Raw genomic sequence first — 14,161 nt, 5'->3', positions numbered from 1 at the left:
GGCCCTGAGCAGGAAAACGGCGAAAGTGGCTTCATGTTTCATGGCAAGGTTGGAATACTTCAATCCAACTATAGGAAAGCAACTCCTGGCCCTTTGGGATCCCAGGCGATAGATGAACGCTGCTTAGAGGGAAATCTTTCAAGAGCTCTGCTCGGCGATGCACCAGTACCACTTGATTTTGAGGATCAGCCCGTCTTTTTAGCGGCCCAGCGCGTCACTGATGGCCTTTACCTTCAGCCAACTGGGCTAAACTCACTCTTGGCATTGGATCGCTTGGGCCGCAATCTACAGCTTCCGTTCGATTTACAAGGTGGCAGTGGAGATAATCAGGCAACCGGAGAGTCCTATTGGCAGGGTGTGCGCGCTGCTGCAGTTTCCGCCCTGGAAATTCTAGCTGGGCGAGCCAGCCTTAAACTCGACATTGATCGAGCTGCACTAGAAGTGCTTGAGCCGCGTCTATTCGGAGAACCCGATCGCCTCCTTCCCCTCTTCCAAATGGTTGATGCCCATGTCAACGGAGCAGGATTTAGTGCCTGGCTTGGCAAGGCGGATAGGAGCGTGCCTCCTATAGTTGACATCGTGCATGAACTGCTTGAATCACAGGAAGCGGAGAGTGGGTGGTTCCGTGACGACCATGCTGACGAATGCGGTGAGTCATGCTACCGATGTCTCAAGAGCTACGACAACCAAAGCCTTCACGGTCTGTTGGATTGGAGGCTTGGTCTTTGTTACCTGCGCGCTTTCGCGGACCCAAGCTGGGCATGCGGCATTGACGGTGATTTCTCCTGGAAAACGCTTGAACACTGGCCGCAGAAGGCCCGGTCATTAGCCGAGTCAACTGTCATGCTCTGGGGAGGAACACTAGGCACAGATACGATCAGGGCCTTCGTTCCGACAGGTTGGAGCCACGAGCTGACCGCTTTCCGCATCCCGCTCGGTGCTGGCTCACAAGCACGGCTTAGCCCCTGGATCATCGTGCGACATCCGTTATGGAACTGTGGCGCTTCAGTTGATGGTCCCCTCGGAGACTTTAGGGACGACCTCTTAGGCGAAGGGCATTCTTCAATCTGCTGGGATGACTTCAACCTGAGAAGGCGTCGAGGCATGACAAAGCAATGGATCGTATCGATGTCTCCACGGATGCCACTTCCCACCAGGCGACGCCGTTCGCCTTGAAATCAAGCATTTGGGAGGAGTGGCCGGAACCGCTGCAATACGTCAGCGTGCCCTACCGATTCAGTGCATCCTCGTTAGGTAGTCCCTTCCGTTGCCCCATTCGGTGCTTCGCAAGGGCTGGCGAACTTCATGCAGCAACAGCACCAGGAATCGCGTCTCTGATCGGGTCCGCCATTCATACTATGGTGGAGCGTGGAAATCTGACACGTCCTGAACGACTTCGCGAACGACTCAAGTCATTAGAAGCTGTCATAAAGGATCATCTGGAGCGACTTCCTCCTGCGCAACGCCGAGGGGTCTTGCCGTTAGAAGGGAAGTATCGAGACATGGCAGCTCGGTCCCTGGCTGCCGCATGTATCTGGTCTTTAGGCTCAATGAACTATGGATCGGATGCACCAGGAGATTTTCCTGAACGTTCCAGCTCGTTCCAGGCAGGAAAACAACAATCATCCCAATGGACTAAAAAGATGGAGTCTTCTCATTTCATTGAGGAACCCCTTCAATCTAGTCGTTGGCGGCTGGAGGGTCGCGCTGATCTTATCCGACTCGAGACCGATAGAGTTGAGATTGTAGACTTTAAGTCCGGACGTATCATTGGCAAGGAGGGCGAAATCCTTGACACAATCATTCTCCAGATGCATGCCTACAGGCTTATGGCAGCAGAACGCTGGCCTGGTCATGAAATAAGACTGAGAGTGCTTGGTCAGGTGAATGTGGATGTACCCATAACCGCGGAATCAATAAAGAGAATTGAGGAACTGCTGGTTGAACTGGAGGCGAAATTCCCCAGCGGTATGGAACTTAACTCGGGGCTAAACGCCAGGACAGGACCGGCATGTAAGTACTGCCGGCTGCGGCCTATCTGTACGAGCTTTCTCAAGGCATCTCCCGGTGAGTGGGACCGAACCATGCCGCGCAGGGAAAGGATCTCGACGAATGACGTCTGGGGTCGTTTCTTGGAACGAGACGACAACTTCAGCGCGATCTTGATCGAGATACCTGATGGACGGAAGGCCAAGGTGTTCGGATTCCTACCGGAGGAGATTGATGAACTTATACCCGGAAGTGTCGTCGGGATCTTTGGGTGTGAAACGCAAGGTCACCCGGCGGGAAGTGGTGCTCTTAACCATCCAATCAATTGGTGGATTCGTCGACTTGGTCGCGAAGTAGCCGGAGTTCGACTATTTGTTCGAAAGAGTTAACAGACCTTTCCACGTACATGAGCTGCCGTAGGTGTAGTTTTTGCATGACAAGACCCTTGTCGGAGACACCTAGTTTCATACGTACCTCTGCAAAAGCGCCTCCAGAGCATCTATGATGTCGACGATTATGCGTAACGTCCGAATCACTTTTGGAATCCAAGAAACCTGTTTGCGATCATGGCGATGTCGCCTTGCCTGCCCTATGCAAGCTTCTAAAAAAGTTTTGCTTGAAGGTCTCTACGCAACGGCTGGAAAGATCAGTGCGGGCGCGACGGGGAGGTCATTGCGGTTTAGTCTGTAGCGGTGACAAGGGCAGTCATTCAGTGGTTCGACAAAACCGGAACCAGTTTAGTGTCCTTACTAAGAAATGAGGCAACTAGCACACGTGACTGAAGAGTGCGAAGACAATCATTGGGAACGAGATCGTCAGCGATTCCCAATACTTAGCTTCGACAAAATGTTCCCTTTGTTGAAATATTAATGCTGACAGCGCTGAAAATCGGCTTCGACAGCATGAGTTTCAACGACATGCATTAGTTCAACAACTGAAAGCCAGTTTTTACCACAATGAAGCATCCCATGACAGTTGACACAAACAATTACCAAGTCGCTGGTGCGAGTTCTTTCACCATACAAAAGAGTGCTGATTGGCTTTATGCGATGGCATTCTGCAAAACCACTGCAATGCATTCCATAGGTTCTGATGAAGTCAAATCCGAAGAACTCGCACTCAAGCTCCTCTTAGTGTCATAGCTTATTTTCTCTTCGCGGCAGCAAGACTTTTACTGCGTTCGCAGATCATGTGCACCCACGTCAAAACCTTCCCCTCAGGTGCCTTCTGCTCAACTTCATCCATATTGTTCTCAAGGCAAACATCACCGGTCGCGACGGCTTTCCTGATCGCAGTAGATACTAAGTTCAACCGCTGAAGATCGCATGAAAAAGTAGCCCATACAACTTCCTCAAGTCGAGAGCCCCACTTAAGGTCTTTCCCTTCATAGCTCGGACCAAACATCAGGAAAGAACTTAGCATCATTCCGGCACCATTTGGATACCGGAAATCTGCATCAAGGTCCTGTCTACTGTGAATTGGAAGCAGATTCAAGATTTTGCTGAGTTCTTGTACTTCTGGGTTGGTCTTGCTTCCACGAGCCGAGGGAACTCGAAAGTAGAGGTTGAGCGGAAGTATCTACTCATCACGACACCAATCTGGATTACCGATGAAATCGCTCCGGCTCTTTGCTTTGAATCGGGCTGATGACTAGTAGTCAGGAAGCAAGTCCTACCCGATTCTGTACTGGCCACGGGATCTTGAACTATACTGATGACGGTTTAGTGTGCCTTCGGTACCAATGACTAACCCGCGTGCCGATGACCGGGGGGATCTACCGCCTTTTCGTTCCTCCAAGGAGTTCCCCATCTCTCCAAAGCCCGACAGAGTTCCGGCCCTCTATTCCGAATGCTTCAAGGCACTAAGTGAGGCTAATGATGCACGGCGTATTCTGAGAGTGAGGATGGACAAGAAAAGGGAAATGATCGCGGAAATTCGACAGGAAGTTGAGCGATTGGAGCATGATCTAGAACTTGAGGCTGATACACGTATGCGTCTTCACGCAATGAACGAGATGCTGGTTGATGCCTTGCGGGAAATCCAACAGACGACCGACGAGTTCTCCCAAATTGTCGACGAAGCCCAGAGCGTCTCACGAACTGGCATGGGGAGTTTGATTGCGAAGCTGAAATTAGTTGTAAGTCGTTGGCGTGACTCGAAAGTCCGGCAGCAGAGGAGAATGGCGCCTTCTGGCACCCTCGGACATAATGGTGGGAACGATGGTTGAAGCCTTGGTCAATCAATCCGATGACCGTCTTCGCGAGACGACTTCAATCGCCGACCTGTTTCTTGAGACGAGTCGAGAGCTCGCCCGAAGCGATGCAAGGACCTATCGATCTGTGGATCGTCATCTCGCGAGGACCAGGGAAATCTTGAACAGGGCTGAAGCCGATATTGAAATACCACTCCTAGCGGAATTACCTCAAGACACGCTTCTTGAGAAGCCAAGTTATGAAAGACAGACTCGCAAGTCTCTAGAAAGCCTCTGCAGGACTAATGGGATCCGTGGGTACACGCGCATGACGAAAGAAAATATGATTTCTCGACTGAAGGATGGTGGAGTGCCTGCGCCGCCGGTTCCCCTTGATGCCCTCACGAAAATCGAACTAATCGCCCTTCTAGAGGATGCTGTTCAACGTATCAATCAGCGATGATGAATAATGATCCGGATGACCTAAGCATGCTTCCGGCACATCCGGACACTGCTGGACTCCTTGAGGCTTACAAATTATGCCGCATGAAGCTCGTGAGGGCCAATAGATCACGAAGCGCCCTTAATGGTCACGACGAACGTCGACATAACGTAATTCTCGATCTTCAGGTACAGCTTGAGGAGCTGGAGACAAATCTTCGCGGCGAGGCAGTCACGAAGTATCGAATCCATGAGCTCAACGCCAGGATCGCTGAAATCCTAAAGGTCATGGAGACCGGAAACGATGAGATCGCATCCATCGTCGAAGAAAAAGGTGATACGGGGATCACCAGCTGGGTGATTCGTGTGGCTCGGCTCATACCGATTATGGTCCGCCTACGTGAGGTAAAGGCAAAGGCTTTTCGTCTGCTGGGGCGAGATCCCTCATCAAATCTCTACCTCTCCGTTTTCAACGAACTTTCTGTCCAAGAGGTTCCCGTTGAGTTTCACACGCCAGAACCAATACTCGACCTTGTTCGCGAACTAGATACCACGATCTCGTACGATTGGCGTTCTTGGGATGCACCAACCTGGAACACGCATCTTCTCGACTATTGCTTCTTTCGCAATGCCGACGAACCAGCGTGGGCTGGCATACCGGCGACGGAAGAGGAGCTCCGGACCCTTACTGGTGATGAGGATGGGGACCCGATGGAGATGGCGCAACGACTCGTTAATTCTTTGGAGATTCAGGCAGCTGCACGCAAGCATCCAGACGGACGGTCATTTACCACCGGCGATTTCTTTCAGCATCAGGTAAGGGACTATCGTCATACCGTTGATAGCTGCCCGCAGTATTTCTCCTTTCTCTGGCTTACTTGCCTGATAGCCCAGGGCTATCCGGACCCGCAGGAAGAGGGTGAATTTCATGCCCGATACGAACGGGTCTTTGGCAGGCGAGAGAACCAGCAGCTCCGATTGCTTCCCTTGGCGTGGAATGAACTAGGCCACTGGCTCGCCTTGGACGATGTGGCACTAGGAACTGCTCACCGCAGGCTGGAGCTGCCGCCGGTCGATCCGGGGCGGCGTCTTATTTCTCACTCATGGAAGCTTTCGTTCCCGAGGCGGAGCGATCGCAAGCGACTTCAGGAAGGATTTCATCGCTATATATGCGAAGGGAACATTGATCCCTGCTCCATTGATCTGGTTGAGTTCCTCCATTCCTTTGGTGGTTTCGCAAGATCCTTCGCCACTGAACTAGAGGAGCATCTTTCGAAGCTCCGCGCCGGGGAGGCTCCCGAGGATTGGTTCACAGGCATTCTTCGTCGGGAAATCACAGCTTGGACAGCATCCTTTTCTCACAGCAGTGTGGACCCAGGCCAAGTCTTTGGTTCCCTGTTGATTCGACGCATCCCTGGAGAAGGCTTCGGGGTTCTCGTTTTGGAAAATGCGGCTCTACAGGATCCAGACTTTTCCGTTGTGGACGGTGAAGTCTTCAGTGCTCCTGGTTGGAATGTTCTGGTTGATACTCAGGCATCGGAGGATAGTTGGGCTGCCTTTGATGTTGGTGGGTTCGTACTTGATCGAGACGGACTTGAGCTTCCAGAAGCTAGTAAGTTCTTGGATGATGGTCTCTTAATCTTTGCGGCCGATCCCAGAGATGGTTTGCCACGCCTGCTGTTAAATCCGAATGCGGCAGATGCCAGCCATGTCCTAGTAGACGAGAGGAAGGCTGATGACTTTCTTGATGCGTTCGGTGGCAGTAATGAAGGATGCATTGAGGAGGGATGGACCTGTATTCGAGGTTTTGACGCCGATGCGACCGATCTCTCCGCCTTCCGCCGCGGGGAACCGATACAGGTAGACCGGGGGGCTGCTCTGGTACCGATTGGAGGAATTCCCTACCTCAACGGTTGGTTGCCCACCCAGTTGGGCCTCCCTTGGATACGGGTACGCGGGTCCGCAGCGCCCGAAAGTGTATTGCTCAGGGATGAGGCCGGTAACGAGGTTGCGTACGACCGATCCCGGGCGATCGGCGAAGAAGATCTCTGGAAAACTTCGCGAGACCGAGCCCCCATCACCCGACTCATTGATGGTGCAGCGAGTTTCGAAGCCTACTTTCAGGGCGTTGATCAGCTTCTCCGACGTCGTTTGACGATCCGAGCCCTATCCAGTCGGATACGTTTCATGCGTAAGCAAAGACTGGCGTTTCGGGAGGACTGGGGACGGCAGCTTGGTCCGTTGATCTGTCAAGCGACTCCCCCTCGAATCCCACCCGTTGAGGCCCTCCACAGAGCGAAAAACCTGGTTGCCCTTGCGGATCGGGCTAATCCCTCCCTCGAGCGCGAGTTGCTGGACGCCCTCTGCGCTCGCTTCGCAAAGCGCAGCTGGATCTCACGCCACGAGTTCTACGATCTATATCGCCGCCTAGACCCGAACACAGGGTCGCGGAGGGAATGGCCACTGTTAATGGAGGGTTTCCTGCGTGCTTGGTGTGAGGGGGGCTGGTTGGAGGAGGGCCTTGAGGAACGCCGCTTCCTCTGGCGGATCCACCCAATCGATCCACGCCTCGTCCGCCGACCGGACGGTAAGGCCCGTCTGGTGGGTCTGATCTCAAGCTCCGATCTGATCGTCGTCGTGGCCTGGGCGATTGCCTTGGGTGCGGAGCCGCCGAGAGCGATCAGGCCGGCAAATCCGCGACTGCCGCGGGGTTGGGAGTTTGCCGGTGATCTCAAGACGTTGGCAGTTAACACAGGCCTTGCCCTTGTCGAGCCTGCAGATTGGGTCGCCGATGTGACCTCCGATCCTTGGAAGGTGGAACCATTGGAGTGCGATGGGCCCGAATGGCCACCGTCTCCTCACGATCCGAAGACCCAGCTCCAAGCGATTTGCGGTTCCCGCCAAGGTGCACATATCGCCCGCAACGTCGCACCTGGCCAACGCCCGAACAACTCCACAGCGATCGTTTGCGAGGAGCAGGGCTTCGGTCGCCGCCGTTGGCGCACTGAAGGGCGGCAGGCGTTCGTCTCCACAATTCGGAACCGGGTCTGCCTCGCAGCCGCAGCCAAAGCAGGGAACGGTCTCTGGCCCTTCGGCATCGTGGAGAACACCAGGATTGAACGGGTTTTTGACTGCGATGCCTACCTACCGCTACCGATCGGGAGGGCAGCGGCATTGCTAGGTAACGAAATGCCTGGTCCGAACCTGGTCGATCGATCCAGTCACACCTATCGATATGTTCTGGATCCACCAACCGCCGCCGCACTGCGTACTGAGGAACTTTTGCCATTGGTTCCTTGGGGGCCATGAGCGGAAAGGCCCGATCCCTCCAAGGAGGAAACATCACAGCTACCGCCAGCGATGGTGTCCCAGCACGTACTCCATCGCCATTTACACCAGATAAGGCGTCGCACCAGGTCTCCTCTGCAAAAATAAAGTCCCGTCAAAGCTCCGCATTGCCTTCCCCACCTGCGAGCGATCGTGCGTCTCAACCGAACGGTGTATCGGAAGACACCCCGCGATGGTTCTTCGAAAAAAGGGGACGATTGGGAGGAGCCTCTGGTGAAACCGTTCCTAATGCCGTTGCAGCTTCGGGTCTGGGCATAGAGGATTTGTTGGTACGCGAGGCAATTCAGAACTCCTGCGACGCTGCGGCTCCCGTCGCTGGCGATGGGGGGGAGCGGGAAGAGGTTCGGATTGTTTTCCGCAAGCGAACTCTCCGGGCAGGTGCCCTGGATCGGCTGGTTGAGGACCTTCAGCTGGACGAGCTACAGCGACGCGCATGGAGCATTGACGGAGCCCTCTCGGAGGCCTATGACCGCTGGCTCGACGATCTACGAGAGCTCCCCGTCCTTTTCATTGAGGACTATGGAACCACTGGACTGGGTGGTCGTCTGGATCGACCTGACGAAGATTCTGACTTCGCCAAGTTCGTTTACGACTTCGGATTTCAAGGAAAAGCACGCGCTAAAGAGACCGGAGGCGGATCATATGGGCTGGGCAAAGGCGCTCATGCCAGAGCCTCGCTATTGCGTTGTTTTTTGATCCATACCGTTATCAAACCATTTGGGCGGCAGGGGGAACTGCCACTCAACGACCACATCGGCGAGAACCAGTGGTCTCGATTTCAGGGTGTATGTCATTTTCCTCTCCACGAGACCGAAGGCCAGATCTGGACTGGACGCGGTTTCTTCGGCCATGCTGAAGCCGATCGGGCAGATCCCCTTGCCAACGAGGCAGCTCAGTTGATGGCTGAGCATTTCGCCTTTCCGGACAGGAATGACGTTGACCGTGGAACCACTATTGCAATCCTCGGATGCACCGCGTCTACAGGCGAGCTGAAGCGTGCGGTAGAAGACTGGTGGTGGCCACGCCTTTTTCAGCACACTCTTGAAGTAGAGCTGATTGACGAAGACGTAGACAAAAATCTCATAACCCACCCAAGGCCCCTTAGCCGTGCAGAGATTGTTCCTTTTATTCGATGCTTTGATGCGGCAAGTGGTGATTTCTTCCGAAACTCTAAGGAATTGAGCTCACCTGAGCTTAAGCCGATTATCCATACCAGGCCGGGTCTGGATGAAATATCAAGTATAAAAACCCACCCAGTACCTGCTGGCCGCCTTGTCATGACTCAACTTGCTCCGAATATACGTGATGTGGAAGAACGGAGTGATCGTTTCATTGATGCAATGGCCTTGATACGTGGGAGCCGCATGGTGGTTGCCTACCGCCATCTTGGTTCGCGCGGACTTCCTGTGGCTGCCACGTACGTTGCCAGCGAGGCCCTAGATCACACGTTGATGCTGTCCGAGCCGATTACTCACCACGATTGGGATTCTTCTTCTGCGCGGCTATCGGATGTTGGACGGGAATCTGTTTCATCCCTTCTGAAGAGATTGGATCGTCATGTTCGCCGATATCAGACATCTCTTATTCCATTAGTAGACAATCTACCTGATCGCGCTATTGCTCTAGAGAATTCCCTCAGCTTTCTGTTGGGTGGCGGGGGAAGCTCCAGTGATAGCTTGCCATCTCAGGCAAAGGCGAGCGTCAAAACAACCAAAGCACTTCCAATTCACATTCACTTCCAGCCAAGCAACCCAATAACCTTGCCAGATGGCAGCCTCGTAACCGACGGAGTACTTTTAATCGACTGGATGGGAACTGCCGGCGCCAGGAAGGACGTGAGGCTCACGCTGCAAGCGGCCAGTATCGGCAATGACCGACTGGTTCGCATGGATAGTATCGCCGTTACAGTTCCGCAAGATAAATGCTGCAAAAATTCAAATAACTTACTGGCTTCGGTGCTTGATACAACGCTAAGTGCTGGCATCACCAAGTCAATCATGGTTCGAATCGGCCCGCATCCGGATGGAGTTCGCTTACGACTATTTACAGGCGGCGAGGAGATAGAGCCATGACCTCGTCAATGATTTTCCGCACATTCCACGACGCGCTACCTTTCCAGGCATGCGACGATTTATTACAGCTAACGATTGATCCTGATATAGACAGCGAGATCCCCGCGGTAGACGGTGGCGGCGCGGTAAATCTAGGCGGTCAACATATAGCAAAATGCCGCACTTGCCTTCGTTTTGAGTTTAATCTGGAAGAAGCAACTGAGCGCCTTGGCGTGGAAGCGCACCAACTCAAGTGGGCTCTTGTGGCAAAAGATCCTCAACTTCGTCGACTTGCTGTTATGGAAGAGTCAGATTTCCAACCTAATGGAGGAACGATCACGACACTGCTTGATCCCTACGCCAGTCGCGATTTAGTGGGAGCAAGGGGACTCCGCCTAGAGCTGCTGATAGCCCTTTCAGAGTCATTGCCGTCAGTATCAGGTCGACCAAAGGCTAAAGGTACTGTTATAGCCCGCAGTGTGGTCGAATTCCGTTGCCCTGAAAGGGATGCACCCTTTCCTATTCACTACTCTGGAACTGCCTGGTTCCTGGATCGCGGTTTGCCCAATGGAACTCTTTGGTGGCTGGAGTTGTTGGAGGGTGCTACTCCGGAAACGGAGCCTGCCGCGGCCATACGAATCACGTTGTCTGAAAACCTTCGCGCCGTGATCAACGGGTTGGAACGTGGCAACCCGGTTGCACGCTCCTATGCTGATTACTTGGCTTCCGACATCTTAGTTGAACTGGTGCGTGTAGTTATGGAGCTCCAGGATGATGCCCCTTTTCCAGAGGATCCCCATGGACTTCTTGGTCATCTGGCTAAGGCATTCGCACGCCCCGCTCAGGATCCAGTTGAAGTGCTTGAGGATATTCGTAGATGGCATCGACAGGAACCTGGGCGCATTCGAGCGGAAGCTCAGAACATTGTTGCCGCTACCGACGAGTGGCGAGCAATACGGCGAAGAGAGTCGGCGGCATGAGCCATCCATCTCTTCCTGCATTGAATGCAGCTGCAGCTTTTGATGCCCTTCAAAGTGGCGAACAGGTCCTCATAGAACCAGCGGTAGTGCAAATACAATCTCCAGATTGGGCACCGAAGATTGAGCTGGATGACCTACTAGGAGAGTTGACCGACTTGCACGCTGCCTATGGACTTCAGGCCAATGCAACTTTTGAATCACGAGCCTGCGTGGTGCTTCATAACAATCTATCTCCAACTGCGGATGCTGCCGCCGATGCTGGCTTCTGGCGTTGGCTGTCCCTCGGCCCCTTGCTACCCATCATTGAGCTTCGATATGAGTCTCTACGACCAGAACATGTGGGACTAGGTAGCCCCTGGGATGCGCTCTTGAGCCGACTTTGGTTCCGAGCCGACCTTTCGGTAGACCTCTACGATGAGGACCCATACGCCCTTTCTGGACTCGGAGATCTCGATTTCTGGAGAAGCCATGTGCTGCGAGCTGATTACTCTGCCTGCCGGCAACTTCTGAGAGCATTGCTCCGGTTCCAGTTCCCAGCGGAGAACGAATGTAGACCGCGGTTGAAGCCATCAGGCAGCAGCGAGTGTGGAATGAGAGCATTGGCCAAGCGAATCAAACTCCGGCACGCCGTGGTTGCCTTTGAGCTATTGAATGAGGCAGATTGCAGATTAGAGCTTGAGACTCTTTCAGAGGGCCTGGACTGATGACCATGGTTGCGACTACTTCGCTTGAGTCAGGAGCTGGTCTCCGATTAATACACCACTTTGTTGGTCCCTCTGATAGGCCGCGCATTGAGCGGATCCTCCTGCGAGGCGGTGAACGCTTTGTCGTCAGCCTGGAAATTCCGCAGGACTTGCGACATCTTGACGATGCACGCACGGCTTGGGACATTGCTGAACTTCGGGGGACACCAATCAGTTATCCAAAGCCAATTGGCACCGCGAGGATCGTTGATCTTTTCTGTGGCTGCGGTGGATTCGCCTGGGGAATTCGAAATGCCTTGCTTCATCAAGGAATTCGTACAATCTTCACCCACGCCTTTGACGTCGACGAGAAAGCCCTAAATGTCTACGCCAACAATTTCTCCCCACTGGTCACATCGCAGGACAGCGTGGCGATGCAAGTGGACTACAGTCTGCGCCTAGTAGACAGCAGGGCAAAATTTGCCTACCCACCCGAGATTCTTGTTGATGCCGAGACTCTAATTGCAGAAGTTGGTCGTACAGACTTCGTCATTGCGGGCCCCCCATGCCAAGGTCATTCGAATCTGAATAACTACACTCGCCGCAAGGATCCCCGCAATATGCTCTATCTGACCACAGTTGCATTAGCTGTTGCTCTCAGAGCTAAAAACGTACTGATAGAAAATGTACTTGATGTCCAGAACGACCATTTCATGGTCGTACAGCGAGCCCATGAACTCCTAGAGACGAGTGGTTATCAGGTGGACTCAATCGTCCTTGATGGTCCCAGAACTGGCTTACCACAGACGCGTAAGCGCTTCTTTCTGATGGCTTCGCTTGGCGATCGCCCCCGATCATTGCTTATACAACGTCAGTTTGAGGTGGCAAAAGTTCGCACCGTAATGGATGCGATCGGGGATCTTGAAGGCCAGTCAACCAACACAATCTTTGACAGCGCACCAAAGCTCTCCAGAACGAATATGGAGCGCATTGACTGGCTATTTGAAAATAACGCTTACAATCTAGTGAACGAGCAACGCCCGGATTGCCATAAGGATGGGCATAGTTATCCTTCTGTCTATGGTCGTCTGCATCCCGACCAGCCAGCCGGAACTATTACGACCGGTCTCAATTCACCCGGTCGTGGCAGATATATTCATCCCACAGAAAGGCGAACCGTAACGCCGCACGAAGCCGCGCGAATCCAAGGCTTTCCCGATACCTTTCTGTTTAATGGCGAGAGCATTGGCCGTAATTCCATGGCCAAGCTAATAGGTGACGCTGTTCCACCACTTTTCGGCATGATCACTGGATTGGCTTTTTCATAGGAGAAAACTCCATTAAAATCAAAATGGATTTACCAATGCTTCAGTCCAGCCAGCCCTCGTCAGCGGCCCACTCATATAAAGCCTCTTCAAGCTCCTCAAGTGAACCTTCCTTGGTGATATTTGCGATCTCAAGATAGAAAGAGCCATCGGCATTGCGAATGAGGTGCAACACCTCCTCCCTGGCGCACAACTTGCTCGTTACTAACTCGTTGTTCCAATAGCTAAAGACCTTCTCACCCCGTCCATCTGCATCAACCCAGGTAACCCTGAGCGTTGCTCGAAATTCACTGAGTGTGACCACTGCCACAAAGCCGCTTCAGTTGATGATATAAGCATATTAGCCAACAGCGTATTGTATTTTGAAACTGCTTGACATGGGAGCATTGCTCTTGTTTATCCCGTTGTACGGCCAACTTGCAAGAATGGTTTCAGCACTGCGTGCATCTGAGCTAAGGCTTGCATAGCTATGAAGCTTGCTGAGATCCACAGGGCCGTCGATGAAGGGCTCCGGGTACACTGGCAGAACAAGGGCTATGAAGTTGTTTGCTTCTCCAATGCCCGCCGATATCTGATCAGATGCCAGGCAACTGGTCATTGCATCGGATTAACCCAGGCCGACGGTCTAACCCTGAATGGACGGGAGGACGACTTTTTTATCGGTGAATCCTCATTGACCTGAAGTGTCCGTTCTTCATCATCGAAGTTGAGCCTCCTCTTTATCTCAAGTCTATTTCTGCAAGTCAAAAAGCGGCTCCAACGGCATCACATCCAGTATCCCCCGCACCACCACCTTCAGCTCGTCAGTCAGTACTGCTCCCTCGATAACGCCATCGCCGATGCCATCGAATGGATTGGTCTCTTTAGTGAGCCCGACCATCCCACCAGCTGGATTGGGGTGGAGGTAAGCAGCATCAATGGCGACTGGCGCACCTGCCGCATGCCGGGGCCCTTGCTCTGTCCGCTGCCGCGCTGAGCTACAAGGCCTAACCAGCTTTTGCTTGAGAGCTGACAACAGAAACCCCCGGGGTGAGCGGGGGATTATCTGGAGCAGCCGGGCAAGGGAGTGCAGGCGCTCATGCCGACACCTAACTCATGGCGCCTGCGTTCACTGTGCAAGAGATCACAGTTGGTGGGTGCATGCGCGCAACAA

The 14,161-nt window shown here is 53.3% G+C and carries 12 protein-coding genes; 10 read left to right on the top strand and 2 right to left on the bottom strand.

Annotated features, from left to right (window positions below; genetic code table 11):
- Positions 1 to 583: 583 nt before the first annotated feature.
- Together KBY99_RS14875 and KBY99_RS00400 are read left to right on the top strand one after the other, a co-directional pair.
- The gene (locus tag KBY99_RS14875; protein WP_409996509.1) at positions 584 to 829 is read left to right on the top strand and encodes a conjugation system SOS inhibitor PsiB family protein; all 246 of its coding nucleotides are present in this window, start codon (positions 584 to 586) and stop codon (positions 827 to 829) included.
- A gap of 286 nt (positions 830 to 1,115) precedes the next feature.
- The gene (locus tag KBY99_RS00400) at positions 1,116 to 2,378 is read left to right on the top strand and encodes a RecB family exonuclease (RefSeq protein ID WP_254996661.1); all 1,263 of its coding nucleotides are present in this window, start codon (positions 1,116 to 1,118) and stop codon (positions 2,376 to 2,378) included.
- Positions 2,379 to 3,132: 754 nt separating this feature from the next.
- Here KBY99_RS00400 and KBY99_RS00395 read toward each other — a convergent pair.
- Positions 3,133 to 3,483: a hypothetical protein gene (locus KBY99_RS00395; RefSeq protein WP_254996660.1), complete on the bottom strand. Its 351-nt coding sequence runs from the start codon at positions 3,481 to 3,483 to the stop codon at positions 3,133 to 3,135.
- Between the two features lie 409 nt (positions 3,484 to 3,892).
- On the opposite strand from KBY99_RS00395, the gene KBY99_RS00390 reads away from it, so the two are divergent.
- The 7 genes from KBY99_RS00390 to KBY99_RS00360 all read left to right on the top strand — a co-directional run bounded on the left by KBY99_RS00390 (position 3,893) and on the right by KBY99_RS00360 (position 13,011).
- A complete protein-coding gene (locus KBY99_RS00390; protein ID WP_254996659.1) occupies positions 3,893 to 4,216 on the top strand; it encodes a hypothetical protein in 324 nt (107 codons plus the stop codon).
- Positions 4,209 to 4,643 (top strand): hypothetical protein, encoded by a 435-nt coding sequence (locus KBY99_RS00385; protein WP_254996658.1) that lies wholly within the window; start codon positions 4,209 to 4,211, stop codon positions 4,641 to 4,643. Before KBY99_RS00390 ends, KBY99_RS00385 begins: the two co-directional genes overlap by 8 nt.
- On the top strand, positions 4,643 to 7,930 hold the full coding sequence (locus KBY99_RS00380; RefSeq protein ID WP_254996657.1) for a hypothetical protein: 3,288 nt from the start codon (positions 4,643 to 4,645) through the stop codon (positions 7,928 to 7,930). The genes KBY99_RS00385 and KBY99_RS00380 overlap by 1 nt, the downstream gene beginning before the upstream one ends.
- 236 nt (positions 7,931 to 8,166) lie before the next feature.
- Positions 8,167 to 10,041, top strand: coding sequence for a hypothetical protein (locus KBY99_RS00375; RefSeq protein ID WP_254996656.1), 1,875 nt, complete (start codon positions 8,167 to 8,169; stop codon positions 10,039 to 10,041).
- The gene (locus tag KBY99_RS00370) at positions 10,038 to 11,000 is read left to right on the top strand and encodes a hypothetical protein (protein ID WP_254996655.1); all 963 of its coding nucleotides are present in this window, start codon (positions 10,038 to 10,040) and stop codon (positions 10,998 to 11,000) included. The genes KBY99_RS00375 and KBY99_RS00370 overlap by 4 nt, the downstream gene beginning before the upstream one ends.
- Positions 10,997 to 11,704 carry a hypothetical protein gene (locus KBY99_RS00365; protein WP_254996654.1) on the top strand — a complete coding sequence of 236 codons (708 nt, stop codon included), beginning with the start codon at positions 10,997 to 10,999 and terminating at the stop codon, positions 11,702 to 11,704. The genes KBY99_RS00370 and KBY99_RS00365 overlap by 4 nt, the downstream gene beginning before the upstream one ends.
- A gap of 5 nt (positions 11,705 to 11,709) precedes the next feature.
- On the top strand, positions 11,710 to 13,011 hold the full coding sequence (locus KBY99_RS00360) for a DNA cytosine methyltransferase (RefSeq protein WP_254996653.1): 1,302 nt from the start codon (positions 11,710 to 11,712) through the stop codon (positions 13,009 to 13,011).
- A gap of 40 nt (positions 13,012 to 13,051) precedes the next feature.
- Here KBY99_RS00360 and KBY99_RS00355 read toward each other — a convergent pair whose 3' ends face one another.
- Complete coding sequence (locus KBY99_RS00355; protein ID WP_254996651.1) at positions 13,052 to 13,318, bottom strand: hypothetical protein; 267 nt, start codon at positions 13,316 to 13,318, stop codon at positions 13,052 to 13,054.
- Positions 13,319 to 13,714: 396 nt separating this feature from the next.
- Between KBY99_RS00355 and KBY99_RS00350 the strand changes: the two genes are divergently transcribed.
- On the top strand, positions 13,715 to 13,984 hold the full coding sequence (locus KBY99_RS00350) for a hypothetical protein (RefSeq protein ID WP_254996650.1): 270 nt from the start codon (positions 13,715 to 13,717) through the stop codon (positions 13,982 to 13,984).
- Positions 13,985 to 14,161 lie beyond the last annotated feature (177 nt).

Origin of the sequence: Cyanobium sp. Maggiore-St4-Cus (assembly GCF_024345615.1) — a bacterium.
Lineage (GTDB): Bacteria > Cyanobacteriota > Cyanobacteriia > PCC-6307 > Cyanobiaceae > Cyanobium_A > Cyanobium_A usitatum.
Note: the sequence above shows the minus strand (reverse complement) of the source record. Positions and strands in the feature narration are given on the sequence as shown.

Coding starts and splice junctions, on each gene's coding strand:
- KBY99_RS14875 (WP_409996509.1), top strand. CDS start 584: ATGAACTGCTTGAATCACAGGAAGCGGAGAGTGGGTGGTTCCGTGACG.
- KBY99_RS00400 (WP_254996661.1), top strand. CDS start 1,116: ATGGATCGTATCGATGTCTCCACGGATGCCACTTCCCACCAGGCGACG.
- KBY99_RS00390 (WP_254996659.1), top strand. CDS start 3,893: ATGGACAAGAAAAGGGAAATGATCGCGGAAATTCGACAGGAAGTTGAG.
- KBY99_RS00385 (WP_254996658.1), top strand. CDS start 4,209: ATGGTTGAAGCCTTGGTCAATCAATCCGATGACCGTCTTCGCGAGACG.
- KBY99_RS00380 (WP_254996657.1), top strand. CDS start 4,643: ATGAATAATGATCCGGATGACCTAAGCATGCTTCCGGCACATCCGGAC.
- KBY99_RS00370 (WP_254996655.1), top strand. CDS start 10,038: ATGACCTCGTCAATGATTTTCCGCACATTCCACGACGCGCTACCTTTC.
- KBY99_RS00365 (WP_254996654.1), top strand. CDS start 10,997: ATGAGCCATCCATCTCTTCCTGCATTGAATGCAGCTGCAGCTTTTGAT.
- KBY99_RS00360 (WP_254996653.1), top strand. CDS start 11,710: ATGGTTGCGACTACTTCGCTTGAGTCAGGAGCTGGTCTCCGATTAATA.